This is a genomic window from Streptomyces sp. NPDC033180 (assembly GCF_055577645.1).
Genome location: NZ_JBVIPU010000014.1, coordinates 174,211 through 200,805 on the forward strand (window position 1 = coordinate 174,211; position 26,595 = coordinate 200,805).

Genomic DNA, 26,595 nt, shown 5'->3' on the forward strand with positions numbered 1-26,595 from the left:
CACTTTTTCACCACACGTACCGCTAGGTGGCTACTCCCATGTCAGAAACAGATCCCAGGCGCTGGAAAGCGCTGATATTCATCGCGCTCGCGCAGCTGATGGTCGTGCTCGACGCGACCATCGTGAACATCGCGCTGCCCTCCGCCCAGCAGGACCTGGGCATCTCGGACGGCAACCGCCAGTGGGTCATCACGGCCTACGCCCTGGCCTTCGGTGGTCTGCTGCTCTTCGGTGGCCGCATCGCCGACCTCTGGGGCCGCAAGCGCACCTTCGTGACGGGCCTGATCGGCTTCGCCGCGGCCTCCGCGCTCGGCGGCGCCGCGACCGGCGAGGCCATGATGCTGGGCGCCCGCGCCTTGCAGGGTGTCTTCGGCGCGCTGCTCGCGCCCGCCGCCCTCTCGCTGCTCGCCGTGATGTTCACCGATGCCAAGGAGCGCGCCAAGGCGTTCGGCATCTACGGTGCGATCGCCGGTGGCGGTGGCGCCGTGGGCCTGATCCTCGGCGGCTTCCTCACCGAGTACCTGAACTGGCGCTGGACGTTCTTCGTGAACATCCCGTTCGCCATTGTCGCCGCCCTCGGCGCGTACTTCGTCATCCGTGAGCCGGCAGGCGCCCGCAACCGCTCGCCGCTCGACATCCCCGGCGTGGTCCTGTCCACCCTCGGTCTGGTCGCGCTCGTCTACGGCTTCACCCGCGCCGAGTCGGCCGGCTGGTCGGACTCCCTGACGGTCGGCATGTTCGTCGCATCCGCCGTCCTGCTCGCCGCGTTCGTCCTCACCGAGGCGAAGGTCAAGTCGCCGCTGCTTCCGCTGCGCGTCCTGACCGAGCGCAACCGCGGTGGCGTCTACTTGTCGCTCGGCCTCGCGATCATCGCGATGTTCGGCCTGTTCCTGTTCCTCACGTACTACCTGCAGATCGTCCAGGGCTACTCGCCGGTCAAGACCGGCTTCGCGTTCCTGCCGATGATCGTCGGCATGATCACGGGCTCCACGCAGATCGGCGCCCGTCTGATGACCCGCGTCGCACCGCGGCTGCTCATGGGGCCGGGCTTCGTGCTGGCGGCCCTCGGCATGCTGCTCCTGACGCAGCTGGAGGTCGGTTCCTCGTACGCCGGTCTGATCATGCCCGCGCAGCTGATGCTGGGCCTCGGCATGGGTACGGCGTTCATGCCCGCCATGTCGCTCGCCACGCACGGTGTCGAGCCGCGTGACTCCGGTGTCGCCTCCGCGATGGTCAACACCTCGCAGCAGGTCGGCGGCGCCATCGGCACGGCTCTCCTGAACACCATCGCCGCCTCCGCCACCACCGCGTACGTCACCTCGCACGCGGCGGGCGCGACGACTCCGGCCGCGCAGAAGCTGATGCAGGCCGAGGCCATGGTCGAGGGCTACACCAGTGCCATCTGGTGGGCCGTCGGCATCCTGGTGGCCGCCGCCGCGATCGCCTTCGCTCTCATCAACACGGGCGCCCAGGGCGGCGCTCCGGCCGCCTCGGGGTCCGGCGACACCAAGGGTGCGCTGGACTCCGAGGAAGAGATCCGGATCCCGGTGGTCGCGCACTGACCCCGGGTTTCACGACAGGGGAGGCTCAGCGGAGCCAGGGCAGGTCCGCCCCCGCCTCCTTCGGCTGAAGTCCCTCGGCGACGATCATCATGATCTCGCCGAGGGACTTCTGCTGTTGTGGGGTGAGCCGGTCGAAGAGGGCCTGGCGTACGGCGGTGACATGGCCGGGCGCGGTCCTGCGCAGCACCTCGTACCCGTCGTCGGTGAGGATCGCGAACTGGCCGCGCTTGTCGGAGGGGCAGTCCTCTCGGCGCACCCAGCCGTTCTTCTCCAGGCGCGCGATGGCGTGCGAGAGACGGGACCGGGTGATCTTGGTGTTCCTGGCCAGCTCCGTCATGCGCATCCGCCGCCGCGGGGCGACGGAGAGCTGGACCAGGAGGCCGTAGTAGATGTGCGGCATGCCGGCGTCGCGCTGCAACTGGCGATCGAGGTGATCCTCCAGGAGCGTGGTGGCCTGCAGATACGCGAGCCAGGTGCGCTGTTCGTCGTCGTCGAGCCAGCGCGGTTCCCCGTCGGGAAGGTCGGGGGGAGAAGTGGGTGCCGTGTCCATGTACTCCACTGTACGCAGCCCTTCCTTGAAACTTAAACAATACGGGGGTAGGGTCGGCCTCGAGCAAGAGCTTGAGAGTTAAAGTAATTCGTTCCTCGTACGTTCTCGGAAGGCGCCGTCATGACCGCAACCCAGGAGCGCATGCCCGCCCTCTACCTCAGTCACGGCGCACCGCCGCTGGCCGACGACGCGATCTGGCCGGACCAGCTCCGTGCCTGGTCGGCGGTGCTGCCGCGGCCCAAAGCCATCCTCATGATCTCCGCTCACTGGGAAGAGGCCCCGCTCGCCCTCGGCGCGACGAAGGCGCTGCCGCTCGTCCACGACTTCCGGGGCTTCCCCGAGCACTACTACCACGTCACGTACGCCGCCCCGGGCGCCCCTCAACTGGCCGATTCCGTACGCAAACTGCTGCGCGGGGCGGGCACACCGGTGCAGGACATCGCGGATCGCGGGCTCGACCACGGGGCGTACGTCCCGCTCGTCGAGATGTATCCCGATGCCGACATCCCCGTGCTCCAGATCTCCCTGCCGACCCTCGACCCGAGCCGCCTGATGGACATCGGCCGCAAGCTCGCGCCGCTGCGGGACGAGGGCGTGCTCATCGTCGGGAGCGGCTTCTTCACCCACAATCTGGCGGCGCTGCGCCATCTGGGCAGCGGAGTGCCGTCGTGGTCGGTGGAGTTCGACGCGTGGGGGCACGAGGCGCTCGACGCGGGCGATGTGGACGCTCTCCTCGACTTCCTGCACAAGTCCCCGGCGGGCGAGCTCGCACATCCGCGCACGGAGCACTTCGCGCCGTTGTTCGTGACGCTGGGGGCCGCCGAGGCCTCGGGGGACCTCGGCGGGCAGCGGAGTGTGATCGACGGGTTCTGGATGGGGCTCGCGAAGAGGTCGGTGCAGTTCGGCTGAACCGTGTGCGGGGGCGCGGCGCCTTATGCCGGCGGCTCGCTGATCTCGATCGCGCGCAGGGCCGCCGTCAGAGCCCGCTCGTCGCCCACGTCCAGAGCCGTGTCGGTGAACTTGATGACGTGCTCGTCGCCGTGCGCCAGGGCCCGCTCGAAGACCTCCTCGGGGGCGAAGGTGCCGGGGGCGGTGTACGCGACGGGGGCGTTGGGGGCGTACATCGAGGTCACCGCCGCCGATGCCGTCCACGCCGCGTGCAGGCTCGGCGCCCACAGGGTGCGGGGCAGCGCGGGCAGGGCGCGCAGCACGGCGTTGGGCGCGGTCGCCGCGTGCACCAGCATCGTCTCCTCACCATGGCCGTGCGTGGCGTACCGGTGGGTGGCCGCCCGCACCAACTCGGTGAGCCCGCGGTACGCCTCGTCGGGGTCGCTCACGCCGGCCGCCCACGCGGGCAGGCCCGCGACCCGGCCGAGCCTTGCGGGGAAGCTGCCGCTCTCCCGGTCCGGGATCGGCTCGACGGCGTCCAGGGCGGCGGCCGCGGTGCCCGTGCCCACCGGCAGGAGTTCGACGCCGGTGACGGGGTGGTGGCGGGCGGCCCAGTAGCCGAGGCCGTGGGCCAGTTCGGCGACGCGGGGTTCGGTCGCCTCGCAGGTCAGGATCGTGCGGACCGCGTGGCCCACCCGGATCACCGGGTGGGTGGAGCCGCCGTACATGCCCGGAAGCAGGCGTGGCCACCACGTGGCGAGGACGTCGCGCCACGGGCGTTCGCCGACCTCTCTGCCGAAGTACGCGATCCAGTCCGCGGCGCGGCGCGGATCACCGAGGGCCTCGCGCCCGTTGTCGCCGGTGATTGGCTCGACCGCGCTCGGGTACCCCTCCAACTTCGGCGCGTACAGCTCGAGCCAGCGGTGGACAGCACCGGAGTGGCCGTGCGCGGCGAGCGCCTCGACGGCCATCGGCGCGTGGTTGGTGAGCCGTCCGAGCCGCTCGGGGCCCGAGGCGTGCAGGCGCTGCAGCGCTTCGTCGAGGGTGCCGGTGGTGTCGGCTGCGGTGTTGGCATTGGTGGCGTCGGCTCTGGCGTCGGCTTTGGCGTCGGCTCGTGCATCGGCTTTGGCGTCCATGGCGGCACGTTAAGTGCGGTGCCGGCGGGGACGTAACGGCCTTGCGAACCAGGACAGGGCCTAGGCCGGAGCTCGCGGGACCTAGGTCCCGCTTCGGGCCTCGGGGCCGAGGGGACGCTCGTACCAGGCGACGTCCCAGTAGCGGCCGAACTTGCGGCCCACCTCGCGGTACGTGCCGACATGCCGGAAGCCGAAACGTTCGTGGAGGCGGCCGGAGGCGACGTTCGGCTGGGCGATCCCGGCGTAGGCGCGGTGCAGGTCCTCGCCTTCGAGGGCCTCGAAGAGGGCCTTGTAGAGCAGGGTGCCGATGCCGCGGCCCGCGGCATCCGGCGCGCAGTAGACGCTGACTTCCACCGAGGTGGCGTACGAGGGCTTGGCCCGGAAAGGAGAACTCGTGACGTACCCGAGGATCAGCCCGGAATTCCGCTCCTGGGCAACCAAGAGGCGGTGGGGGCCGTCTTCAGGATGGGAGAGCAGCCAAGGGCGGCGCTCCTGTGGCAGGAAGACGGCCGTGTCGAATGTGATCGCCGTCTCACGTACGTAGTGGTTGTAGATAGCGGTCAGGGCCTCCAGATCGGCCTCCGTGCCCGGCCTGACCTGCGCCTCTGTACGTTCCGACGGCATCCGGCCTCCCGTTGTGGCGGCACAGGGTACTGCAACGTCAGGAAAATAGATGCGCGGCTTGGGAATTCTGTCCGGATTCCAGTCGTTGTTTCCATCGGAAGCAGGGCACCCGCGAGGGTGTGGTTTCCACCACGTCTCCACCACAGAGGCCCGTGAAAAGGGCCGACCAGGACCTCCACACGCAAGGGAGCACGCATGGCAACCCGTGCCGTCGCCCGTCGTAAGTCCGCCTCCACCGGCGAGACCGACGCGGCACGCAGTGTTCGCGCCGTAGGCGGGGAGATCGCCGACCGCGACCTGGTCGGCATGTACCTCGACGAGATCGCGCGTACGCCGCTGCTCGACGCCGCCAAGGAAGTCGAGCTGTCCCAGATCATCGAGGCCGGTGTGTACGCCCGGAAGATAATCGACGGCGACGTCGAGGACTCCGTCCCCGGCGCCTCCGCCTCCCGCGAGGAGCTCGAGGCGCTCGTCGCCGACGGCGAGCGGGCGAAGGACGTCTTCATCCGGTCCAACCTCCGTCTGGTCGTCGCCGTGGCCCGCCGCTATCCGCGCAGTGGTCTGCCGCTCCTCGACCTGATCCAGGAGGGGAACGCGGGCCTGGTCCGCGCGGTCGAGAAGTTCGACTACGCCAAGGGCTTCAAGTTCTCCACGTACGCCACGTGGTGGATCCGTCAGGCCATCACGCGTTCCATAGCCGACCAGTCCCGCACGATCCGCCTCCCCGTGCACCTGGTGGAGGAGCTGGGCCGGATCCGCCGCGTCATGCGCGAGTTCAACCGCAAGCACGGGCGTGACCCGGAGCCGGCGGAGGTCGCGGCCGAGCTCGACTCCACGCCTGCGCGTGTCACGGACGTCCTGGACTGGGCGCGCGACCCGGTCTCGCTGAACATGGGCGTGGATGACAACGGCGACACGCAGTTCGGTGACCTGCTCGAGGACACCTCGGCGGTCTCGCCCGAGCAGTCCGTCCTGACGCTGCTGCGCAGCGAGGAGCTCGACGATCTGATCGGCCGGCTCGACCAGCGCACGGCCTCCATCATCAAGATGCGGTACGGCATCGAGGACGGCCGCGAGCGGACCCTCACGGAGGTCGGCAAGCAGCATGGTCTGACGCGGGAGCGGATCCGCCAGATAGAGAAGCACGCGCTGCTGGAACTGAAGAAGCTGGCGCGGGACACGGGCTTCGACGCGGCGGCCTAGGCCTTGGCGGCCCGCGAAGCCGTGGCCTTGGCGGCCCGCGAAGCCGTCCCTCAGCTGAGCCCCGGTGCCATCCCCCCCCCGGCACCGGGGCTCATTTCTGCTTTCTGGGCGGGGGCCGCTTTCTGCCCGGGGGGCGGGGGGCGATCCTGTACCGCGCTCCGCGCGGATGTTTCCCACCCACCCACCCGATTGCCCCGGGGAGATCCCCTCACCTACGGACCCGCGTGTCGCCCCGGGGAGTTTCCGCGCCCACGCGCCCGCCGGTTACCCGGGGAGCTTCCCCACCCACCCGATACCCCGGGGAGATCCATCACCCACGCGCCCGCATGTTGCCCCGGGGAGATCCCCCACCCGCCCCGCTACCCGGGGCAATCGGGTGGGTGGGCGGGAAACATCCGCGCGGAGCGCGGTACGGGGGCGCCTCCACGGCCCGCAGGGCGTCCGTCCCGCAGGGGAAAGATCCGCGCGCGCAGCGCGGTGGAGCGTTACGTCCCGCCCCGCGAGGAACGCCTCACGCCCCCGCCGCCCGCGTCATGCGGGAGCCCAGTTCACGGAGGGAAGCGACCAGCTCCGGTGGGCCGTGGGCCACGAAGTCGCAGCCGGCCATGGTCAACCGCACCGCCAACCAGTCCACCGCGTCCGTCACTTCCGACCGCACCCGGCACCTCGTGTCCGCGAGGCGCTCCGGCGTGCCCAGGACCGCCGGGAGCCTCGCCGCGATGGTCTCCGCGGACGCCTCGAACGTCACGTCGATCGCGTACGAAGGCTGGCCCCGCCACATCGACGTACGGATGTACTCCGCGGCGTCCCCCGTCGGCAGCTCCCGGGGGACGAAGCGCGCGCCGGTCGCGAAGGGGGACGACACCCGGTCCACCCGGAACGTGCGCCAGTCGTCGCGGTCGATGTCGTACGCCACCAGATACCAGCGCCGTCCCGTCGACACGAGTCGGTGCGGCTCCGTCAGGCGCCGGGACTCCGTGCCGTCGCCGGAGCGGTACGCGAAGCGGAGCCGCTCCTGGCCCGCCGCCGCGGACGCCATGACCGTCAACGTCTCGGGCGCGATGCTCGCCCCGTCCCCGCTGGTCAGCGGGGTCGTCGCGATCTGGAGGGTCTGTACCCGGTGGCGCAGTCGCGACGGGAGCACCTGCTCGAGCTTCGCCAGGGCTCGGACCGACGCCTCCTCCACCCCCTCCACCGCGTGGCCCGCCCCGGCCCGCAGACCCACCGCGATCGCCACCGCCTCCTCGTCGTCCAGGACGAGCGGCGGCATCGCCTTGCCCGCGACCAGGCGGTAGCCGCCGGTCGCGCCCTGGCTCGCCTGCACCGGATAGCCGAGGTCCCGTAGCCGGTCGATGTCGCGCCGCACGGTCCGGCGGCTGACGCCGAGCCGGTCCGACAGCTCCCCGCCCGGCCACTCGCGCGGGGTCTGCAGGAGGGAGAGGAGTTGCAGCAGCCGAGCCGGCGTGTCCGTACCGCCGGACCGTTCCGAGGTTCCCGAGGTTCCCGAGATTTCCGAGGTTCCCGAAGTTCCCGAGGTTCCCGAGGTCGTGCCGGAAGTCGTTGTCATGTCTTCCAGGATGCCGCGCATCTAGGACATGGCCTGGCCTATATGACTTCTAATCTCCTCTCATGACTTACAGCAGCCCCGCCACAGCACCCCCCGGACCGGCCGCCGCCGCCGACCGGCGCCGCTGGTTCGCCCTCGCCATCGTGATGACCGCGGCCTTCATGGACCTCGTCGACGTCACCATCGTCAACATCGCCATCCCCTCCATCCAGAAGGACGCGGGCGCCACGGACAGTCAGATCCAGTGGATCACCGCGGGCTACGCGCTCGCTTTCGCGGCCGGGCTCATCACCGGCGGACGGCTCGGCGACATCCACGGGCGCAAGCGGATGTTCCTCATAGGGATCGCGGGCTTCACGCTCGCCTCCGCGCTCTGCGGCTTCGCCGCCAACCCGGAGATGCTGGTCGCGTCGCGGATTCTGCAGGGCGCCATGGCCGCGATGATGGTGCCGCAGGTCCTGTCGATCGTGCACGCCACCTTCCCCGCCCACGAGCGCGGCAGGGTCTTCGGGCTCTTCGGGATGATCGTGGGGCTCGGCGCCGTATCCGGGCCGCTGCTCGGCGCGCTCCTCACCCAGTGGAATCTGTTCGGGCTCGAATGGCGGCCGATCTTCCTCATCAACCTGCCCGTCGGGATCGCGGGACTGATCCTGGGCAGCAAGTTCATCAGTGAGTCCAAGGCGCCGAAGGCCCTCAGGCTCGACCTCGTCGGCGTCGTCCTCGTCACGCTCGGCCTGCTGATGGTCCTCTACCCGCTCACCCGTGGGCGGGAGTTGGACTGGCCGCTGTGGGGTTACGCCATGATGGCGGGCGGGCTCGCGGTCTTCGGCGCGCTCATCGCGTACGAGAAGGCGAAGGCGGCCAAGGACGGTTCGCCGCTCGTGGAGCTGTCCCTGTTCAAGGTGAAGAGCTTCGCCGCGGGCATCGCGGTGCAGACCGTGTTCGGTGTCTCGATGGGCATCTTCTTCCTGGTCTGGACGCTTTACATGCAGACGGGACTCGGCTGGAGCGCGCTGCGGGCCGGCACGACCGGCATTCCGTTCTCGATCGCCGTCTCGGTGGCTGCCGGTGTGTCCGTGCAGAAGCTCGTGCCGCGGTTCGGTCGCAAGGTGCTGCAGGGCGGCGCGCTCATCATGGCCACCGGGGTGCTGCTCTACATCTGGGAGGCCGACCGGTACGGCGCGGGCATCGCGTCCTGGCAGATGGCGCTGCCGCTGGTCGTGATGGGTGCCGGGATGGGGCTCATCGTCGCGCCCCTGATGGACGCCATCCTCTCGGACGTGCCGCACGAGCACTCGGGGTCCGCGTCCGGGCTGCTCAACACCGTGCAGCAGATGGGCACGGCGCTCGGACTCGGCCTGGTCTCCGTGGCGTTCTTCGGCGCGATCGACGAGAAGGCGCCGCGGAGCGAGGTGCCCATGGAGATCGTGGGCGCGTTCCAGAACTCGCTGTGGTGGGTCGTCGGCGTGCTCGTCGCCATCTTCCTGCTGATGTTCGCCCTGCCGAGCAAGCCCCGTCAGCATGTCGAGGGCGGCGGCGAGGATGCGGCCGTCGAGACCGCCGACGACGAACTCCCCGAGCGGGAACCCGCGTTGACCTCCTGAGCGGGCGCGGCGGGACGGCCGCGGCGGGGTGGGCGCGAGGGGACGGGCGCGGCGGGGCGGGCGCGGCCCGGGTGGAGCCTAGAGCTCTGCCCGGGCCGCCGTCGTGTCCAGGGATTCGAGTACGGCACCGGGGTTGCCGCCCTTGGTGACGGCGGCCCCGATCTCCCTGCGGATGGCCGCACGGACCGTCGGCCACGAGCGCAGGTTCACCGGCTGGAACTGCGCCTGCGGCATCTGGTCGATGAACCTCCACAGCGGACGCTGGGCCGCGTCCGCGCGCAGCGCGTCCGACGCGGAGCTGGTCACCGGGAGTGCGGCCTGGCCGCCGCCGTACGCCTTCGCCGACTTGCGGCCGTAGAGATAGCTGAGGAACGTGCCGCACGCGTCGCCGTGGCCGTTCTGCTTGAACGCCATCAGCCAGTCGCTCAGCCCCACCGGCGCCGCCGCCCCGCCCCGCCGGGTCGGGAACGCGGCATGCGCGTAAGGGAACTTGACCTTGTCGGCGGCGCCCATGAGCACCGGGTGCGCGATCAGCATTCCGATGTGGCCGCGCATGAACTGCTCGTACGCGGCAGTCCTGTTGAGCCCCGCCGGGTCCGCGCCCGCGAGCCCCTTGGTCACGAGTTCGTCCCGCAGCCAGGTCAGCGTCCGGACGTTGTTCGCGGTGTTGAAGTCGTAGCCCGCCAGGCCCGCGTAGCCGCCCTCGTCCGAGAGCAGCCAGGACAGGGTCTCGTCCTCGGCGGCCTCGGGGCCCAACTGCAGCCCGTACGGCGTCTTCACGCCGACCCTCTTCAGTGCCTGGGCCGCCGATCGCAGCTCGTCCCAGGAGGTGGGGGCGCCGGTGATGCCGGCCTGCTTGAAGAGGGCCTTGTTGTAGAAGAGGCGCGGAGTGCTGGCGAGGAACGGGATGCCGTACTGGATGTGCTTGACCGAGCCCGCCTCGGCGTACGAGCGGGTGAAGTCGGCCTCGGTGCGGATGTCGAAGAGCTCGGAGGAGCCGTAGAGCTGGTCGTCCTCGGCGTAGGGGGCGAAGACGTTCGACTGGGCGATGTCGGGGGCGTTGCCGTCCTTCACTCGGCGGGCGAGTGTCCGGTCCAGCTTGTCGAAGGGGACGCGTTCCAGGGCGATTCTGACGGTGGGGTGCGCCTTCTCGAAGGCGGTGACGAGGCCGCCCCACTGGTCGCCGATGGAGGAGCCGACGCTCTTGTCGTAACTGGCGACGAGGACTTTGAGCGTGGTGATGTCGCTGCCGGATGAGCAGGCGCTGAGGCCGAGGCCTGCGCCGAGGCCGAGGCCGAGGCTGAGGCTGAGGCCGAGGCCGGCGGAGTTGGTCAGGAACTGTCGACGACGACGCACCGGGCTTTGCCCACCTTCTCAAGACTTGTTGCACGTACGGGCGGTGTGCACATCAGTAACCGCCACGGGTGGCAGATTCTGTCACACAGGCATGGAGTGTCTGTGTGAGGCCATCCCTGTCCGGCGGCTGGCATAACCTGCCTGGCATGCCCGCAAGTTCGCTGACCTCGCCTGCATCGCCGATCTCGCTCACCGAGCGCCGGAAGGCGGAGACGCGCCTGGACATCGCCCGTACCGCGGCCGCGCTGTTCGTCGAGAACGGGCTGCGGGCCACGCGTGCCGAGGACGTCGCCCGTGCGGCGGGCGTCGCGCCGCGCACCTTCTACCGCTACTTCGCGACGAAGGAGGAAGCCGTGGCCCCGCTGTTCGCCGCGGGCGCGCAGCAGTGGGCGGACGCGGTGCGGGAAGCTCCCGCGGACCTCTCGGTACGGGATGCGCTGCGGCACGCGGCGGCGAGGGCGCTGGTCCCTGACAGTGACGCGGCGCCGGGGTTGGCCGCGGGGGACGCGGAGGCGCTGGAGTGGGTGCGGGCGCTGCTGCGGATGGCGGGGGAGAGTGCGGCTCTGCGGGCGGTGTGGTCGGGCGCCTGCCACGCTTCTGAGCAGACGCTGATCGCCGTCCTGGCGGAACGGGAGGGCCACGAGGCGGGGACGCCCTCGCTGGAACTGCGGCTCACGGCGGCTGTGGCGAGCGCGGCGGTGCGGGTGGCGGTGGAAACGTGGGCCTCCGGCGACGATCCGGCCGGGGGTCCGGGTGGGCCTGCGGCCTTGGCCGACCACTGCATCCAAGCGCTGGACGACTTTAGCTGGCCGTAGAGCGGGGCTGGTTCGTGTGTGGGTGCGGGGCCGTGCCGGTATGTCCGTCCTCACTGTCGTCCGGTGGGTGCTTGGGTGCTTGGGTGCTTGGGTTCCGGAGCGCCGGGAGCCGTGCTCCGGGCAGATGCCGCCCGCGGGTGGGTGTGTGCTGCGGGGTTGCTGCGTGTGTGGGTGCGGGGCCGTGCCGGTATGTCCGTCCTCGCTGTCGTCCGGTGGCCGCTGGGTTGCTTCGGCTCTGGAGTGCTGGGAGCCGTGCTCCGGGCAGACATACCGGCACGTCCCCTTGCGTGCGCTGCCGTCTGCGGGGCGTCGTGTGTTGCTGCGGTGCTGGTCCGGCTGGGAGCGGGGCCGTGCCGGTATGTCCGTCCTCGCTGTCGTCCGGTGGCCGCTGGGTTGCTTCGGCGCTGGAGTGCCGCGAACCGTGCTCCGGGCAGACATACCGGCACGTCCCCTCGCGAGCGTCGCCGCCTGCGGGTGCATGCGAACCAGATCCCGCCCACCCCCACGGCTGTACCCACCCCGCTGAAACCCCGCCGCGCCCCCCACCCGCCACGCGGACCACCGCCCCCCTCCTACCCGCCAGCCGGATCTCTGCCCCCCACTCGCCCGCCACGCGGACCACTGCCCCCACAGGGCAATCGGGTGGGTGGGCGGGAAAGGCTTGTTCGGTCGGGAATCCGCTGCGGGGTGATCGGGCGGGTGGGTGGGAGAGGCCTGTTCGGTCAGAGGTGGATGCGGGTGGGTGGGAGAGGCCTGTTCGGTCAGAGGTGGATGCGGGTGGGTGGGAGAGGCCTGTTCGGTCAGAGGTGGATGCGGGGGAGTGGGAGAGGCCTGTTCGGTCAGAGGCGGATGCGGGGGAATGGGAGAGGCCTTGGGCCCGCCAGGGCCAGGACGGAAGTCCGTTTGTGTCCGGATCAGGCCCGGGCCTGTTTACTTTGCGCCGAAGCAACCCGTACTCTGCGAGAGAAACCACAGGTTCGGGCATCAGGCGGAGGCAAGCAGACATGTACGCACCGGAGCGGCAGCAGGAGATCCTGCGGCTCGCACGCGACGGCGGCCGGGTCGACGTGCTGTCGCTGGCCGAGGAGTTCAAGGTCACCGCCGAGACCATCCGGCGTGACCTGAAGGCCCTCGACCGCGCAGGCCTGGTACGCCGCGTGCACGGCGGTGCCATACCGGCAGGGCGCCTCGACTTCGAGCCCGACCTCGCGGAGCGGGAAGGCACGTCCGCCGACGAGAAGGACCGCATCGCACGCGCCGCCCTCGCCGAACTCCCGGCGGAAGGGAGCGTCATCCTCGACGCCGGGTCGACCGTCGCCCGCCTCGCCGCCTCCCTCCCGCTGGAAGCGACGTTCACCGTCGTCACGCACGGCCTCCCCACCGCCGCCCGCCTCGCCGACCACCCCGGCATCCAGCTCCACCTCATCGGGGGCCGTGTCCGCAGCCGTACGCGCGCCGCTGTCGACGCGTGGGCGCTGCGGGCGTACGGAGAGATCCGCGCCGACGTCCTCTTCGTCGCGGCGAACGGCTTCTCCGCGCAAGCCGGGCTCACCACCCCCGACCTCGCCGAAGCCGCGGTCAAACGCGCGGCCATCGGCGCGGCCCGCCGCGTGGTGCTCCTCGCCGACTCCACCAAGCACGGCCAGGAGCACTTCGCGCGCTTCGGCGGTCTCGACGACGTGGATCTGCTGATCACCGACACCGGGCTCAGCCCCGCAGACGCCGCGGCGATCGAGTCCGGCGGCACGGAGGTGATCCGGGCATGAGCGAAACCGGCACAGACCCGCACGCGAACAGTGGCAACACGCAGCTCGGCAACGAAACGGCACGTACCCGCATGATCCTCACCGTCACCCCCAACCCCTCCCTCGACCGCACCTACGAGGTCCCCTCGCTGGACCGCGGCGAGGTCATCCGGGCCACCGGTGACCGCATGGACCCGGGCGGCAAGGGAGTCAACGTGTCGAGGGCGGTCGCGGCGGCGGGCGCGGCGACGCTCGCCGTCCTGCCGCTCGGCGGCGCACCCGGCGCGCTCGTCGCCCAGCTCCTCGACGAGCAGGGCATCGAGGTCGCACCGGTACCGGTCGCGGGCCAGACCCGCTCCAACATCGCGGTGGCCGAACCGGACGGCACCCTCACCAAAATCAACGCGGCCGGGCCCGAACTGACGCGGGCGGAAGCCGAGTTGTTGCTCTCCGCCGTACGGGAGCGGTCCACAGGCGCCGACTGGATCGCCTGCTGCGGCAGCCTGCCCCGTGGGCTCGCCCCTTCCTGGTACGCCGACCTGGTGGCCCGCGCGCACGCCGCGGGTGCCCGCATCGCCCTCGACACCTCGGGCCCTGCCCTGCTCGCCGCCCTCGCCGAGCGCCCCGACGTCGTCAAGCCGAACGCGGAGGAGCTCGCCGAAGCGGTGGGCCGCCCCCTGGCGACGGTCGGCGACGCGGTCAAGGCGGCCGAAGAGCTGCGGCAGTTGGGCGCGCGCGCCGTGCTCGCGAGCCTCGGCGCGGACGGCCAGCTCCTGGTGGACGACTCGGGGACGTACTTCGGCAGCGCCCCAGTCGAAGCCGTACGCAGCAACGTCGGCGCCGGTGACTCCTCCCTGGCCGGTTTCCTCATCGCGGGCGGCGCCGGAGCCCCCGCCCTCGCCTCGGCCGTGGCGCACGGCGCGGCGGCGGTCCAGCTCCCCGGCAGCGCGATGCCGACCCCCTCGGACCTCGCGCCCGACGCGGTCACGGTCACGGCGGAGATCCCCCTGGACCGCGTACTGACGGAGCCCGCGCCATGACCCCCACCCCACATCCCTTCTCCACCCCCGTCCCCACCCCCGCCCTCCGGGCGATACGCGTGCGAAGGAGCCCGCGATGAGCGAGATGATCACCGCGGAACTGGTCGACCTCGAAATCGACCGGTCCGCCGGAACCAAGGAAGCGGCGGCCCGTGCCCTCGCCGAGCGCATGGTGGCCCTGGGCCGGGTGACCGACCTCGACGGTTTCCTGGCCGACGTGGCGGCCCGCGAGGCGCAGATGCCGACCGGCCTCGACGGCGGCATCGGGATCCCGCACTGCCGCAGCGCCCACGTCACCGAGCCGACCCTGGCCTTCGGCCGCTCGGCCGACGGCATCGACTTCGGGGCGCCGGACGGGCCCGCCGACCTGATCTTCCTGATCGCCGCCCCCGCCGGTGCGGACGACGCCCACCTGACCATCCTCTCCTCGCTGGCACGGCAGTTGATGGACGAGGAGTTCACGACCGCGCTGCGGGCGGCGGATGACGCGGAGGCGGCAGCGGCGCTGATCACGGGCGACGCGCGCCCGGACACGGAACCAGCCGCCGAGAACAGGCGGGCGGGTGGTGAAAGAGCCGCGCGCAGCGCGGCGGAAGAGCCCACAGACCCGCAGCCGGAAGACGACCCAGCCCCGGCGGAGCCGTTCCGCATCGTGGCGGTCACGTCCTGCCCGACGGGCATCGCCCACACCTACATGGCAGCCGAGTCCCTCGAGAACGCCGCCCGCGAGGCAGGCGTAGAGCTGACGGTGGAGACCCAGGGGTCAGCGGGATTCACCCGCCTCGCCCCGGCGGTCATAGCCGCCGCGGACGCGGTCATCTTCGCCCACGACGTCCCCGTACGGGACAAGAACCGCTTCGCCGGGAAACCCACGGTCGACGTAGGCGTCAAGGCAGGCATCAACCGCCCCGCGGAACTCATCGCGGAGGCCCAGGAGAAGGCGGCCCGCGGCGAGGTCTCCTCGGGGGCCGGGTCGAGCCCCGTGGACGACGCGGGAGAAAGCGGCGACGGCTACGGCACCAAGCTGCGCAAGTGGCTGATGTCCGGCGTCAGTTACATGGTCCCGTTCGTCGCCGCCGGCGGTCTCCTCATCGCACTCGGCTTCGCCATCGGCGGCTGGAAGATCGACAAGGCGCCGTCCGTCGCCGAGCACTTCGTGTGGACGGACACCACCAGCTGGGCCGCGCTCCTCTTCCAGATCGGCGGGCTCGCCTTCGCCTTCCTGGTGCCGGTCCTCGCGGGCTACATCGCGTACGGAATGGCCGACCGGCCAGGACTCGTCCCCGGATTCGTCGGCGGCTCCGTCGCCGTCACGATCGACGCGGGCTTCCTGGGCGGCCTCGCGGCGGGCCTGATCGCGGGCGCGGTCGTCATGGGCATCCAGCGCGTGAGGATCCCGGCCGTCCTGCGCGGCATCATGCCCGTGGTCGTGATCCCGCTGATCTCGTCCGCGATCGTCGGCTTCCTGATGTTCCTCGTCATCGGAAAGCCCATCGCCTCGCTGCAGAGCGCGCTCACGGACTGGCTGGAGGGCCTGTCCGGCGCCAACGCCATCATCCTCGGCGTCATCCTCGGCCTGATGATGTGCTTCGACCTCGGCGGTCCGCTGAACAAGGTCGCGTACGCCTTCGCCGTCGGCGGTCTCGCCAACCCCACCGAGGGCAGCTTCAAGGTCATGGCCGCGGTGATGGCGGCCGGCATGGTCCCGCCGCTCGCCATGGCGCTTGCCACCACGATTCGCGGACGCCTCTTCACCAAGACGGAGCGGGAGAACGGCAAGGCGGCCTGGTTCCTGGGTGCTTCCTTCATCACGGAGGGCGCGATCCCGTTCGCCGCGGCCGACCCGCTGCGGGTGATTCCCGCGTCGATGGCGGGCGGCGCGGTCACCGGCGCCCTGTCGATGGCCTTCGGCTGCACGCTGCGGGCCCCGCACGGCGGCATCTTCGTGGTGCCGCTCATCGGGCAGCCGCTGCTCTACCTGGTGGCGATCGTGGCCGGTGTCGGCGTATCGACCCTGGCGGTCATTCTGCTCAAGGGCGCCCGGAAGACGGTCCCTTCGGAGAGCGGCGCCACGGCCGAGGAGGCCGTGGCGGAGAAGCGGGTGCCTGCGGCTGTCTGAACCCGGTCGACCGGACCCCGCAGGGATTCGGCCGCAATGAGGGGGGTTGTGCGACATGCGTCACTTCAGGACGTAAGTCCCACAACCCCCTGTCGTAAGCCCTGGGTCGTGATGTCTACTGTGCGGCATGCTCCCGAATGTCTCGATCCTCCAGCAGGCAGGCGTGGCCGTCCTGGCCGCGGCGACCGTCGTCTGGGCCGTGGGCCTGGTGCGGGTGATGCGGCGCGACCAGGTCGACGTGGAGGTCTGGCGCCGGTCGCAGGCGCTGCGCGCCCTGCCCGCGCAGTCGGGCCCGCCGCGCGCGGAGACGGCCGACCTGACGGCGGAGGAGCGGGCCGCCTTCGCAGGCCTGGTGCGGCAGTTCGGCGACAGTCGCCCCTGAAGCCGTACGCCCTGAAGCCGTAGGGCGCCGGTAGGCGTCGGTCGCCCTGAAGCCGTACGGCGCCCCTACTTCGTACGCTCCTGCGGAATGCTCCTCGCGCGCTGCTCCATCGCCGTGCGGGCCGCTTCCTCGGTGACGTACACCTCGCAGCGGTGCCGCTTGTCGGGTGTGACCGTGTGCTCGACCTCCCAGAGGCTGAGCTCGCTGCCGTCGAAGAGCAGGAACGCGTGCTCGTAGAGCGAGAAGGAGAGGCGTGCCTCGCCCGCGAGGCAGGGGCGGCCGAAAGCCTGGGTGATCTGGTGCGCGAACGCCGAGCGCAATAACCGCTCCAGCTCCTCGCCGGGACGCCCCTCGCTCACCTCGTTCTCCGCGCGGCGCAGCAGCCGGCGGCCGTGATCCGCGGAGTCGTCCGGGACATACGTGTGGCGGGGCTCGTCGCCGACCGGGAGCTGGAGCACTATGGGCTGCTCGCAGAAGGTGGCAGGGGTGTCGGGCGGGAGCGGCAGGCGCGAGGTGGCGACGCCGGCCTCTTCCTCGTCCGCGTACAGCTCGTACTGGCGGTGGCTTCCGGGGCCGGTGTTGTGCACGAGCTCCCAGAGGGTGAGCGCACCGGCGTCGGCGAGCAGCCACGTATGCCGGTAGGTCTCGCGGCGCAGGCCCGCGCTGTGGTGCGCGGAGTGCAGCGAACTGTCGTACGCCAGAGCCGAGTCCAGACGCCCTATCGTGTCGTCCGGCAGGTCGAAGGAGTTCATCGCGCGGCGAAGAAGCCGCTCCAGATGCTCCTGCGGAGAGTGCGCGGACTTCCGCTCGGCAGACTGTGGCTCGCACGCCGTCTCGTACTCGTACGGAACGCTCAAGGTCTCTCCCGGCGTTGCTGCATGTCACCTTGTGAGTGCATACCGTAGCCCCTGCGTCGGACATCATGTCCGGGAACGGGAAAACGTACGAGCCGCACGGCAAGTTCCCGTGCGGCTCGCGGTGTTGGGCCTGGTGAGAGGGCCGGAAAGGGCGGCCGAAGTCAGCCCGCGCTGCCCGCGGATCAGCCCGCGCTCTCTGCCGATCAGCCCGCGCTGCCCGCCGTCCACTCGCTCCAGGACATGTTCCAGCCGTTGAGGCCGTTGTCCGGGGCGATGGTCTCGTCCGGGGAGCCCTTGACCGTCACGACGTCCCCGATGAGGGAGTTGTCGTAGAACCACGCGCCCGGCGTGCTGGAGTCGCCCGCTCCCTGCGCGTCCTGCAGTCCGACGCAGCCGTGGCTGGTGTTGGCGCTGCCGAAGATCGAGGGCGAGCCCCAGTAGTTGCCGTGGATGAAGGTGCCGGAGGACGACAGGCGCATCGCGTGCGGGACGTCCTTGATGTCGTATTCACCGCCGAACCCGACCGTGTCGCCGTTCATACGGGTCTGCGTGAACTTCTCCGAGATCACCATTTTCCCGTTGTACGTGGGGTTCGACGGGCTGCCCGCGGAGATCGGGATGGTCTTGATGACCTTCCCGTCGCGCTCGACCGTCATCTTCTTGGCCTTCACGTCGACCGTGGAGACCTGCGCGCGGCCGACGGTGAAGGTGACGGTCTTGTTCTGTACGCCGGTGGCGCCGTCCGCGCCCTTCACGCCCTCCAGGTCGATCTTCATCGTGACCTTGGAGCCGGCCTTCCAGTACTCCTCGGGCCTGAAGTCCAGGCGCTGGTTGCCGAACCAGTGGCCCACGACCTTCTGGCCGCTGTCGGAGGTGACCTTGATGTGCGACTGGACGGACTGCTTCTCGGTGATCGCCTTGTCGAAGTTGAAGGAGACCGGCATCCCGACGCCGACCTTCGTGCCGCTGTCCGGGGTGTAACTGCCGATGAAGCTGTTGGCCTTCGAGACGGTGGTGAAGATGGAGTTCTCGGTGGCTTCCTTGCCCTTGCCGTCCTCGGCGTTGGCCTCGATCTTGTACTTCATGCCGCGCTCCAGCTGGGCCTTGGGCTTCCAGCTGGTGCCATCGGAGGCGAGGGTGCCGTCGACCGCGGCTCCGGTGGAGACCAGGGTCATCTTCACCTCGGTCAGCTTGCCGCCCTCGACCTTGACGCCGGTGGCGTTGATGGAGGCGCCGGTGGAGCCGTCCTTCGCCGAGATGGTGATGTCGGCGCCCTGCGTCTTGGTCTTGCCGTCCTCGCCGTCGCTGTCGCCATTGGCGTCCGCGTCGCCGCCACAGGCCGTGAGGGCGAGCGCACCCACGGCGGCGAGCGCGGTGGCCGCCAGAAGGGTGCGCCGCCGGGGCTTGGCTATGTGCGACGTTGTCACGGGCTGCTCCATCTTTGTGCGAAGTGCGCGTTCTGATCCAGTACGAGTTAAGAGCGGCCTGCGGGCGGAAAGGTTCCGTCCGCTTGATGTGAGGGCGGGCACATGGACATGGCCCGGCGCCGGCCCAACAGGCGGTGGTCTGCGGGTATTTGTAGCTGTTCTTTCTGGGAATTCCCTTAGGGTTTTCTTTGGAAGCTATTTGCTCTTTGCTACGTGCTGTAAAGGTCGCGGTACGAGGGGAACTTGCCGCCCGGCGTCCGGACGGACTCCGCGGCCAGGAGCGCCCGGACGATCGCAGTCGTCACCATGTCCGCGCCCGCCGCGAGGACCTCGTTCAGGGCGAGCGGGTTCTGCCCGTCCCCCGGCAGCGGACGATCGCCGGTCGCGAGGGCGAAGACGGTGTCCCCGTCGTTGAGGAGATGGACGGGGCGCACGGCGCGCGCCATGCCGTCGTGCGACGTTCCGGCGAGCTTCTGCGCCTGGGCCTTGGTGAGTTCGGCGTCCGTGGCGACCACGGCGAGGGTGGTGTTCAGCGGGGGAGGCCCGTTCCCGGCGGCGGCTTCGGCGAGGCGCCGCGCGGCCTCCTCATGGACCTCGGGGTCGGGGTAGGCCACCCGCCGCCCCTCGAAGTACCGCCCGTACAGCGCGCCCGTACCCGCATCGACCCCCGAGCCCGCGGCGTTCGCCACGACCAGCGCCGCGACCGTGATGCCCGAGTCCAGCCTGACGCTAGCGCTGCCGACACCGCCCTTGACCTTGCCGACCACGGCGCCGGTGCCCGCGCCCACGTTCCCCTCCTCGACGGGGGTGAACGGCTCGCTGCCCGCGGCGGCCTCCACCGCGGCGCGGCCCGTCGTGGCGTCGGGGCGGGCCCTGAAATCGCCGCCGCGGCCGAGGTCGAAGACGCAGGCGGCCGGGACCACGGGGACGACGTGGGTGGGATCGGGCCCGACCCGCACGCCGCGGCCCTGCTCCTCCAGCCACGTCATCACGCCGGTCGCGGAGTCCAGGCCGTACGCGCTGCCGCCGGTCAGTACGACGGCCTCGACGCGCTGCACCAGATTGCGGGGGTCGAGGGCGTCGGTCTCACGGGTGCCGGGACCGCCGCCGCGCACATCCACGGCCGTGACGGCGCCGCCCGCCGGGGCGAGCACGACGGTGGTACCGGTGAGGTGGCCTTCGCCGGTGAGCGTCGCGTGGCCCACGCGGAGGCCGGATACGTCGGTGAGGGAGTGGGAGGTCATACCGACGTGCGTATCACGAGGGGGAGTTGCGTGCCGTGAGCCGGACCATCCGACTGGTGAGCGTCACGCCGGTCGCGACGGTGGCCGTCGCCACGAGCCCCGCGACCAGGACGGCCCAGCCCCCGGCGAACGTACTCGCCAGGGTCGCCAACGCACTGACCGGCAGCACGAGTTGCTGGGCGAGCCCCACCTTGTAGTAACGGGAGTGCAGCAGCCAGACGGTGAGGAGGTACAGAGCCATCGGTACGGTCACGGCCGCGGACGCGGCGAGCGTCGAGATGTGCGCCTTGCCGACGGCCTCCTCGACGGCTACCTCGATCCCGGCACCGATCGCGGCGGCCGCGCCCAGAATGACGTAATGCCCGTATCCCCACAGGAAGGCCTGCCGGTTGCTGCTCAGGCGGCCGTGGATGGGCACGACGAAGTAGATCCACCACGCGGCGAAGACCATCAGGAGACCGCCCGCGGCGATGGGCAGAAGCTCGCCGAGCGCGTCGTTCTCCTCGATGCCGGACTTCACGGCGACGGTCGCCGCCGCGATCGTCTCGCCGAGCACGATGATCGTGAACAGGCCGTACCGCTCGGAGATGTGGTGCGGATGCCAGGCCGTGGTGTAGGCGCGCTCCGCGAACACCGGCACGCACATCTCCGCGACAGCCATCACGAGGAACAGCCACGGGCGTGCGTCCTCGGGCAGGAACAGCAGCCCCGACCAGCCGATCTGACAGAGCAGCACACCTCCCGCGTACCGCAGCGCGGTGGTGCGCTCGGCGCCCGTGGCCGACTTGGCGACGCGCAGCCACTGGGTGGTGAGCGCGACCCGCATGATCAGGTAACCGAGCCAGATCAGCAGGAAGTCGTGCTCCTGGAACCCCTTGGAGACCCCGGCGGCGAACACGAGCACACCGGCGATCTGTACGAGTGTGACGACCCGGTAGAGCACGTCGTCGTTGTCGTACGCCGACGCGAACCACGAGAAGTTGACCCACGCCCAGAACAGCGCGAAGAACACCATCGCGTAATTGAGCACGCCTTCGCCCGCGTGCCCCTCGGCCACGGCGTGCACGAGCTCGACACCGCCCTGCGCGACCGCCACCACGAAGCAGAGGTCGAAGAAGAGCTCCAGCGGGGTCGCGGCCCGATGCGCCTCCTCTCGCCCGCGTGCGCGCAAGGGCCGCAGGGTGGCGGATGCGGGCGTGGGAGCCGGTTCCTGGGGTGGCCCGGAGGCCGGTGTGGACGTCATGTGGCCAGCACAGCAGACGGCTTCCGCCGAACGGGACCGAAGGCCCCCTGACCTTCGTGTCTTTGGGCTGGACGGCCGATGCCCTACGACTCTGCTGGCGAAGAGCCCCGCGCGGGACCGTGGATACGTCAGGCCCCGGAGCAAGGTCGGGACCCGTAGCGAACTGGGAACCAACATGAGAACGCCTGCCACCCAAGACACCATCCAAGAAGCGCGGACCGCCCCCGCGGGCACGACGTACGACCCCGCTCAGTACCGTCCCGGCAAGACCATCACCGACTGGGAGCCGGAGAACGAGCTCTTCTGGAAGTCCATCGGCAAGAAGGTCGCCTCCCGCAACCTGTGGATCGCCGTCCCCGCGCTTCTGGTCGCGTTCGTCGTCTGGCAGGTGTGGTCGGTCACGGCGACCAACCTCAAGGACGTCGGCTTCGGCTTCTCCACCTCGCAGCTGTTCTGGCTGACGGCCGTCCCCGGCATCACCGGCGGCACGGCGCGCGTCTTCTACACCTTCCTGGGCCCGATGATCGGCCAGCGCCGCTTCACCGCGCTCTCCACGGTCGTCCTGGTCATCCCGCTCATCTGGCTCGGCATCGCGGTGCAGGACCCGAACACCTCGTACGGCGTGATGGTCGCCATCGCGGCCCTCTGCGGTGTCGGCGGCGCGAACTTCGCCTCGTCCCTGGCCAACATCGGCTTCTTCTTCCCCAAGCGCGACAAGGGCAACGCCACCGGCATCAACGGCGGCCTCGGCAACCTCGGTGTCTCCGTAGTCCAGCTGGTCACCCCGATCGTCATCACCAGCTCGGTCCTCGCGGTCGGCTCGGCCCAGCACAAGGCGGACGGCACGCCCGTGTGGCTGCAGAACGCCGCGTTCCTGTGGGTGCCCGTCCTGGTGATCCTGGCCGTCGTCGCGTGGTTCGGCCAGAACGACCTCAAGGTCGCGTCGACCCCCTTCAGCCAGCAGAAGATCATCTTCAAGCGCAAGCACAACTGGCTGATGACCTGGCTCTACGTCGGCACGTTCGGTTCCTTCATCGGCTTCGCGGCAGCTCTGCCGATGCTCATCAAGACCACGTTCACGCCGATCGACGCGGCTTACTCCGCGGCCACCTACGCCTGGATGGGCCCGGCCGTGGGCGCGCTCGCCCGTTGGGCCGGCGGCTGGATCGCCGACAAGATCGGCGGCGCCCGGGTCACCATCATCTCGTTCGTCGGCATGGCGATCTCGATCATCGGTGTCATCAACTTCCTTCCCTCGGGCGGCGACAACGGCAACTTCTGGGGCTTCTTCGCCTGCTTCCTGTGCGCGTTCTTCTTCTCGGGCATCGGCAACGGCTCGACGTTCCGCCAGATCCCGGTGATCTTCCGCGGCCAGCACCTGAAGGGCCTGACGGAGGGCACCCCCGCCTACACGAAGGCGCTGAAGCAGTCGGAGATGGAAGCGGGCGCCGTCACCGGCTTCACCTCCGCCATCGCGGCCTACGGCTTCTTCTTCATCCCGGCGATGTTCGCCAACTTCGCGGTCACCAGCGCGATGTGGGGCTTCGTGGCCTTCTACGTCAGCTGTATCGCGGTCTGCTGGTGGTTCTACGCCCGCAAGGGCGCGGAGTCCCCGAGCTGACGTCCTGAGCGGCGTCGGCACAGTGGGCCGGGTGTGGGAGCACCCGGCCCACTGGTGTGTCCGCACATTCTTGTGAATGCATTCACAAGTGAACTTAGGTCCAAAGTCCCGATAGAAGCACCAGGTCAGGGTGGGTGTGTCCGATCGGGGGAGCCGGGGATGAGGACCTCGGACCCTGAAGTGGGGACCATTGCGGAGCCCTCGATCGATCAGACCGGAGTGCAATGGAGGCATAGCGAAAAGGCGATTCGGAAGGTGTCGGCGATGACTGCCACTCCCGCGGAAACGACAGTGCACGGCGAGGCATGGGACGGCTTCAAGGGCGGCCTGTGGCGGGACGCCATCGACGTCCGCGACTTCGTGCAGCAGAACTACACCCCGTACGAGGGAGACGACTCCTTCCTGGCCGGCGCGACCGAACGCACCACCCAGGTCTGGCACAAGCTCCTTTCGATGTTCCCCGCGGAGATCGAGCGCGGCATCCACGACGTCGACGTGAAGACCCCGTCCCGCATCGACGCCTTCAAGCCGGGCTACGTCGACGGCACCGCCGCCGACCACGCGGACCTGATCGTCGGCCTCCAGACCGACGCCCCGCTCAAGCGCGCCATCATGCCGGGCGGCGGCTGGCGGATGGTCGAAGGCGCTCTCAACGCCTACGGCTACGAGGCGGACCCCGAGGTCAGGAACGTCTACACGCACCTCCGCAAGACCCACAACGAAGGTGTCTTCGACGCCTACACGCCCGAGATCCGTGCCTGCCGCTCCTCCGGCATCATCACCGGCCTGCCCGACGCCTACGGCCGAGGCCGCATCATCGGCGACTACCGCCGCGTCGCGCTCTACGGAGTCGACCGCCTCATCGCCGCGAAGGAGGCCGACAAGGCCCAGCTGGGTGAGGAGTGGGCCACCGAGGACGTCATCCGGGCCCGCGAGGAGACCTCCGAGCAGATCAAGGCCCTGGGCGAGCTGAAGGCCATGGCGATGTCCTACGGCTACGACATCTCGGGCCCCGCCACCACCGGCCGCGAGGCCGTCCAGTGGCTGTACTTCGCCTACCTGGCGGCCGTGAAGGAGCAGAACGGCGCGGCCATGTCGATCGGCCGCATCGACAACTTCCTCGACATCTACCTCCAGCGCGACATCGAGTCAGGCCGCATCACCGAGGCCGAGGCCCAGGAGTTCATCGACGACTTCGTCATCAAGCTCCGCATCGTCCGCTTCCTGCGCACCCCCGAGTACAACGAGGGCTTCTCCGGCGACCCGACCTGGGTCACCTGGTCGATGGCCGGCATCGGTGAGGACGGCCGCCCGCTCGTCTCCCGCACCACGTTCCGTGCCCTGCAGACCCTCTACAACCTGGGTCCCGCCCCCGAGCCGAACCTGACGGTCTTCTGGGCGCGGGAACTGCCCAGGGGATTCAAGGACTTCGCCGCCAAGGTCGCCATCGACACCTCTGCCATCCAGTTCGAGTCCGACGACCTGATGCGCCCCAAGTACGGAGACGACACCGCGATCGCGTGCTGTGTCTCGGCCATGGCCGTCGGCAAGCAGATGCAGTTCTTCGGGGCCCGCGTCAACGTCGCCAAGGCCCTGCTCTACGCGATCAACGGCGGCCGCGACGAGAGGACCGGAAAGCGCGTCGTCGAGGGCTTCGAGCCCATCGAGGGCGACTACCTGGACTACGACACCGTCGTCGAGCGCTACGACGCGATGCTCGGCTGGCTCGGCAAGACGTACGTCCACGCGCTGAACGTCATCCACTACATGCACGACAAGTACGCCTACGAGCGCATCGAGATGGCGCTGCACGACCAGGAGATCCTGCGCACGATGGCGTGCGGCATCGCGGGCCTGTCCGTCGCCGCCGACTCGCTCTCGGCCATCAAGCACGCCAAGGTCAAGGTCATCCGCGACGAGACGGGTCTCGCCGTCGACTACGAGATCGAGGGCGACTACCCCGCCTACGGCAACAACGACGAGCGGGCCGACCACATCGCCCGGCGGATCGTCTCGGACTTCATGGGCAAGATCCGGCAGCACCCGACCTACCGGAACGCGGTGCACACCCAGTCCGTCCTGACGATCACCTCGAACGTCGTCTACGGCAAGAAGACCGGCAACACACCCGACGGCCGCCGCGCGGGCGAGCCGTTCGCCCCCGGTGCCAACCCCATGAACGGCCGTGACGAGCACGGCTACATCGCCTCCGCGCTGTCGGTCGCCAAGCTCGACTACGACGACGCCGAGGACGGCATCTCGCTCACCAACACGATCACGCCGGACGCCCTGGGCCGAACCCCCGGGGAGCGGATCCAGAACCTCTCCGGAGTCCTCGACGGCTACATGGTCAGCGACGGCTTCCACATGAACGTCAACGTGCTGAACAAGGCGACCCTTCAGGACGCCATGGAGCACCCGGAGAACTACCCCCAGCTGACCATCCGGGTCTCCGGCTACGCGGTCAACTTCATCCGGCTCACCCGCGACCAGCAGCTCGACGTCATCAACCGCACCTTCCACGGCTCCCTCTGAGCCCACCAGCAGTTCGGGAGTTCTGCCATGGCTGTCCTGCTCGACACGGCGACCCCGGCGGCCGCGGTCACCCGGCGACCCGCCACCGGATCCCTGCACTCCTGGGACCTGTCCACCGGAGTCGACGGCCCCGGAACGCGCTTCGTCACGTTCCTCTCCGGGTGCCCGCTGACCTGTCTGTACTGCCACAACCCCGACACCTGGCGGATGCGGGACGGCAAACGGACCACCGCCGACGACGTGATCACGGAGGTCGCCAAGTACACCAAGTTCATCTCGGCGGCGGGAGGCGGAGCCACTGTCAGCGGCGGCGAACCCCTCCTGCAGCCCGTCTTCACCGGCGAACTGCTGCACCGCCTCAAGCACGAACTGGGCCTGCACACCGCCCTCGACACCTCGGGCTTCCTCGGCGTGCGCGCCACCGACGCCCTGCTCCGGGACGTCGACCTCGTGCTCCTCGACATCAAGTCCTGGGACCGCGAGACGTACAAGAAGGTCACCGGACGCCCGCTGCGGCCCACCCTCGACTTCGCCCGCCGCCTCGCCGGCCTCGGCAAGGACGTCTGGGTGCGCTTCGTCCTGGTCCCCGGCCTCACCGACGACCCTCAGAACATCGAGGGCGTCGCCCGCTTCGCCGCCTCGCTCGGCAACGTCTCGCGCGTCGACGTGCTGCCCTTCCACAAGCTGGGCGAGGCGAAGTGGGCCGCCCTCGGCAAGGACTTCACCCTGCGCGCCACCCCCTCGCCCACTCCCGCGCAGGTGGCCGTCGCCAAGGAGATCTTCGCAGCTCAGGGGCTCACGGCTGTCTGACCGCCGCAGCGAGGCCCCACGGACGTACCCTGGACATATGAGCACCGCCCCCGCCCCCGAACCGCGAGATCCGAAGGAATCGGAGACCCCGAAGGGCTCCGAGGCGCCGAAGAAGCCGAAGAGCGCCCTGGTTTTCGACGACCCCCTGTCGCAGCAGTCTTCGGACGACACGGACCGCGGGTGGGGTGAGCGGCCTCCGGTCGGCGGCGACAGCGCCGCCGACCTGGCGCGCTTCCTCGACGAGAAGCCGCCCCACCACTTCTGAGT

22 protein-coding genes are annotated in these 26,595 nt (G+C 70.0%); 13 read left to right on the forward strand and 9 right to left on the reverse strand.

What is annotated here, in order from left to right:
* The first annotated feature begins 38 nt into the window (after positions 1 to 38).
* The gene (locus ACZ5WE_RS30740; protein WP_467689570.1) at positions 39 to 1,562 is read left to right on the forward strand and encodes an MFS transporter; all 1,524 of its coding nucleotides are present in this window, start codon (positions 39 to 41) and stop codon (positions 1,560 to 1,562) included.
* Positions 1,563 to 1,587: 25 nt separating this feature from the next.
* Here the strand turns inward: ACZ5WE_RS30740 and ACZ5WE_RS30745 are convergent, their stop codons facing one another.
* Positions 1,588 to 2,112 carry a MarR family winged helix-turn-helix transcriptional regulator gene (locus ACZ5WE_RS30745; protein ID WP_467689568.1) on the reverse strand — a complete coding sequence of 175 codons (525 nt, stop codon included), beginning with the start codon at positions 2,110 to 2,112 and terminating at the stop codon, positions 1,588 to 1,590.
* 120 nt (positions 2,113 to 2,232) lie between these two features.
* On the opposite strand from ACZ5WE_RS30745, the gene ACZ5WE_RS30750 reads away from it, so the two are divergent.
* Positions 2,233 to 3,021, forward strand: coding sequence for a dioxygenase family protein (locus ACZ5WE_RS30750; protein WP_467689566.1), 789 nt, complete (start codon positions 2,233 to 2,235; stop codon positions 3,019 to 3,021).
* A gap of 23 nt (positions 3,022 to 3,044) precedes the next feature.
* Here ACZ5WE_RS30750 and ACZ5WE_RS30755 read toward each other — a convergent pair whose 3' ends face one another.
* Both ACZ5WE_RS30755 and ACZ5WE_RS30760 read right to left on the reverse strand, forming a co-directional pair.
* Positions 3,045 to 4,136 (reverse strand): questin oxidase family protein, encoded by a 1,092-nt coding sequence (locus tag ACZ5WE_RS30755; protein ID WP_467689564.1) that lies wholly within the window; start codon positions 4,134 to 4,136, stop codon positions 3,045 to 3,047.
* Positions 4,137 to 4,217: 81 nt separating this feature from the next.
* Complete coding sequence (locus tag ACZ5WE_RS30760; RefSeq protein WP_467689562.1) at positions 4,218 to 4,760, reverse strand: GNAT family N-acetyltransferase; 543 nt, start codon at positions 4,758 to 4,760, stop codon at positions 4,218 to 4,220.
* 195 nt (positions 4,761 to 4,955) lie between these two features.
* On the opposite strand from ACZ5WE_RS30760, the gene ACZ5WE_RS30765 reads away from it, so the two are divergent.
* Complete coding sequence (locus ACZ5WE_RS30765; protein WP_467689560.1) at positions 4,956 to 5,963, forward strand: sigma-70 family RNA polymerase sigma factor; 1,008 nt, start codon at positions 4,956 to 4,958, stop codon at positions 5,961 to 5,963.
* Between the two features lie 511 nt (positions 5,964 to 6,474).
* Here the strand turns inward: ACZ5WE_RS30765 and ACZ5WE_RS30770 are convergent.
* Positions 6,475 to 7,530: a helix-turn-helix transcriptional regulator gene (locus ACZ5WE_RS30770; RefSeq protein WP_467689558.1), complete on the reverse strand. Its 1,056-nt coding sequence runs from the start codon at positions 7,528 to 7,530 to the stop codon at positions 6,475 to 6,477.
* Between the two features lie 62 nt (positions 7,531 to 7,592).
* Between ACZ5WE_RS30770 and ACZ5WE_RS30775 the strand changes: the two genes are divergently transcribed.
* Entirely contained in the window at positions 7,593 to 9,134 is a 1,542-nt protein-coding gene (locus ACZ5WE_RS30775) for an MFS transporter (RefSeq protein ID WP_467689556.1), read from the forward strand.
* A 78-nt stretch (positions 9,135 to 9,212) separates the two neighbouring features.
* Here ACZ5WE_RS30775 and ACZ5WE_RS30780 read toward each other — a convergent pair whose 3' ends face one another.
* Positions 9,213 to 10,490: an extracellular solute-binding protein gene (locus tag ACZ5WE_RS30780; protein WP_467689554.1), complete on the reverse strand. Its 1,278-nt coding sequence runs from the start codon at positions 10,488 to 10,490 to the stop codon at positions 9,213 to 9,215.
* Positions 10,491 to 10,636: 146 nt separating this feature from the next.
* On the opposite strand from ACZ5WE_RS30780, the gene ACZ5WE_RS30785 reads away from it, so the two are divergent.
* From ACZ5WE_RS30785 to ACZ5WE_RS30805, 5 genes are all read left to right on the forward strand, one after another.
* Entirely contained in the window at positions 10,637 to 11,305 is a 669-nt protein-coding gene (locus ACZ5WE_RS30785) for a TetR/AcrR family transcriptional regulator (RefSeq protein WP_467689552.1), read from the forward strand.
* 1,004 nt (positions 11,306 to 12,309) lie between these two features.
* Entirely contained in the window at positions 12,310 to 13,071 is a 762-nt protein-coding gene (locus tag ACZ5WE_RS30790) for a DeoR/GlpR family DNA-binding transcription regulator (RefSeq protein WP_467689550.1), read from the forward strand.
* Positions 13,072 to 13,142: 71 nt separating this feature from the next.
* Positions 13,143 to 14,090, forward strand: coding sequence for a 1-phosphofructokinase (pfkB, locus tag ACZ5WE_RS30795; RefSeq protein ID WP_467689818.1), 948 nt, complete (start codon positions 13,143 to 13,145; stop codon positions 14,088 to 14,090).
* Between the two features lie 76 nt (positions 14,091 to 14,166).
* Complete coding sequence (locus ACZ5WE_RS30800; RefSeq protein ID WP_467689548.1) at positions 14,167 to 16,209, forward strand: PTS fructose transporter subunit IIABC; 2,043 nt, start codon at positions 14,167 to 14,169, stop codon at positions 16,207 to 16,209.
* 127 nt (positions 16,210 to 16,336) lie between these two features.
* Positions 16,337 to 16,591, forward strand: a complete 255-nt coding sequence (locus tag ACZ5WE_RS30805; protein WP_467689546.1) for a hypothetical protein — start codon at positions 16,337 to 16,339, stop codon at positions 16,589 to 16,591.
* A gap of 65 nt (positions 16,592 to 16,656) precedes the next feature.
* On the opposite strand, the gene ACZ5WE_RS30810 is transcribed toward ACZ5WE_RS30805, so the two are convergent.
* The 4 genes from ACZ5WE_RS30810 to ACZ5WE_RS30825 form a co-directional block, all read right to left on the reverse strand.
* Positions 16,657 to 17,448: a DUF6227 family protein gene (locus ACZ5WE_RS30810; RefSeq protein WP_467689544.1), complete on the reverse strand. Its 792-nt coding sequence runs from the start codon at positions 17,446 to 17,448 to the stop codon at positions 16,657 to 16,659.
* A gap of 203 nt (positions 17,449 to 17,651) precedes the next feature.
* A complete protein-coding gene (locus ACZ5WE_RS30815; RefSeq protein ID WP_467689542.1) occupies positions 17,652 to 18,887 on the reverse strand; it encodes a L,D-transpeptidase in 1,236 nt (411 codons plus the stop codon).
* 197 nt (positions 18,888 to 19,084) lie between these two features.
* Complete coding sequence (locus ACZ5WE_RS30820) at positions 19,085 to 20,119, reverse strand: P1 family peptidase (protein WP_467689540.1); 1,035 nt, start codon at positions 20,117 to 20,119, stop codon at positions 19,085 to 19,087.
* A gap of 13 nt (positions 20,120 to 20,132) precedes the next feature.
* Positions 20,133 to 21,362, reverse strand: coding sequence for a low temperature requirement protein A (locus tag ACZ5WE_RS30825; RefSeq protein WP_467689538.1), 1,230 nt, complete (start codon positions 21,360 to 21,362; stop codon positions 20,133 to 20,135).
* A 175-nt stretch (positions 21,363 to 21,537) separates the two neighbouring features.
* On the opposite strand from ACZ5WE_RS30825, the gene ACZ5WE_RS30830 reads away from it, so the two are divergent.
* The 4 genes from ACZ5WE_RS30830 (at position 21,538) to ACZ5WE_RS30845 (ending at position 26,593) form a co-directional block, all read left to right on the forward strand.
* Positions 21,538 to 22,983, forward strand: a complete 1,446-nt coding sequence (locus ACZ5WE_RS30830; RefSeq protein WP_467689537.1) for a NarK family nitrate/nitrite MFS transporter — start codon at positions 21,538 to 21,540, stop codon at positions 22,981 to 22,983.
* 264 nt (positions 22,984 to 23,247) lie between these two features.
* Positions 23,248 to 25,518 carry a formate C-acetyltransferase gene (pflB, locus tag ACZ5WE_RS30835; protein WP_467689536.1) on the forward strand — a complete coding sequence of 757 codons (2,271 nt, stop codon included), beginning with the start codon at positions 23,248 to 23,250 and terminating at the stop codon, positions 25,516 to 25,518.
* A 27-nt stretch (positions 25,519 to 25,545) separates the two neighbouring features.
* Positions 25,546 to 26,328: a pyruvate formate-lyase-activating protein gene (pflA, locus tag ACZ5WE_RS30840; protein ID WP_467689535.1), complete on the forward strand. Its 783-nt coding sequence runs from the start codon at positions 25,546 to 25,548 to the stop codon at positions 26,326 to 26,328.
* 37 nt (positions 26,329 to 26,365) lie between these two features.
* Positions 26,366 to 26,593, forward strand: a complete 228-nt coding sequence (locus ACZ5WE_RS30845; RefSeq protein ID WP_160505567.1) for a hypothetical protein — start codon at positions 26,366 to 26,368, stop codon at positions 26,591 to 26,593.
* The last annotated feature ends 2 nt before the right edge of the window (positions 26,594 to 26,595 follow it).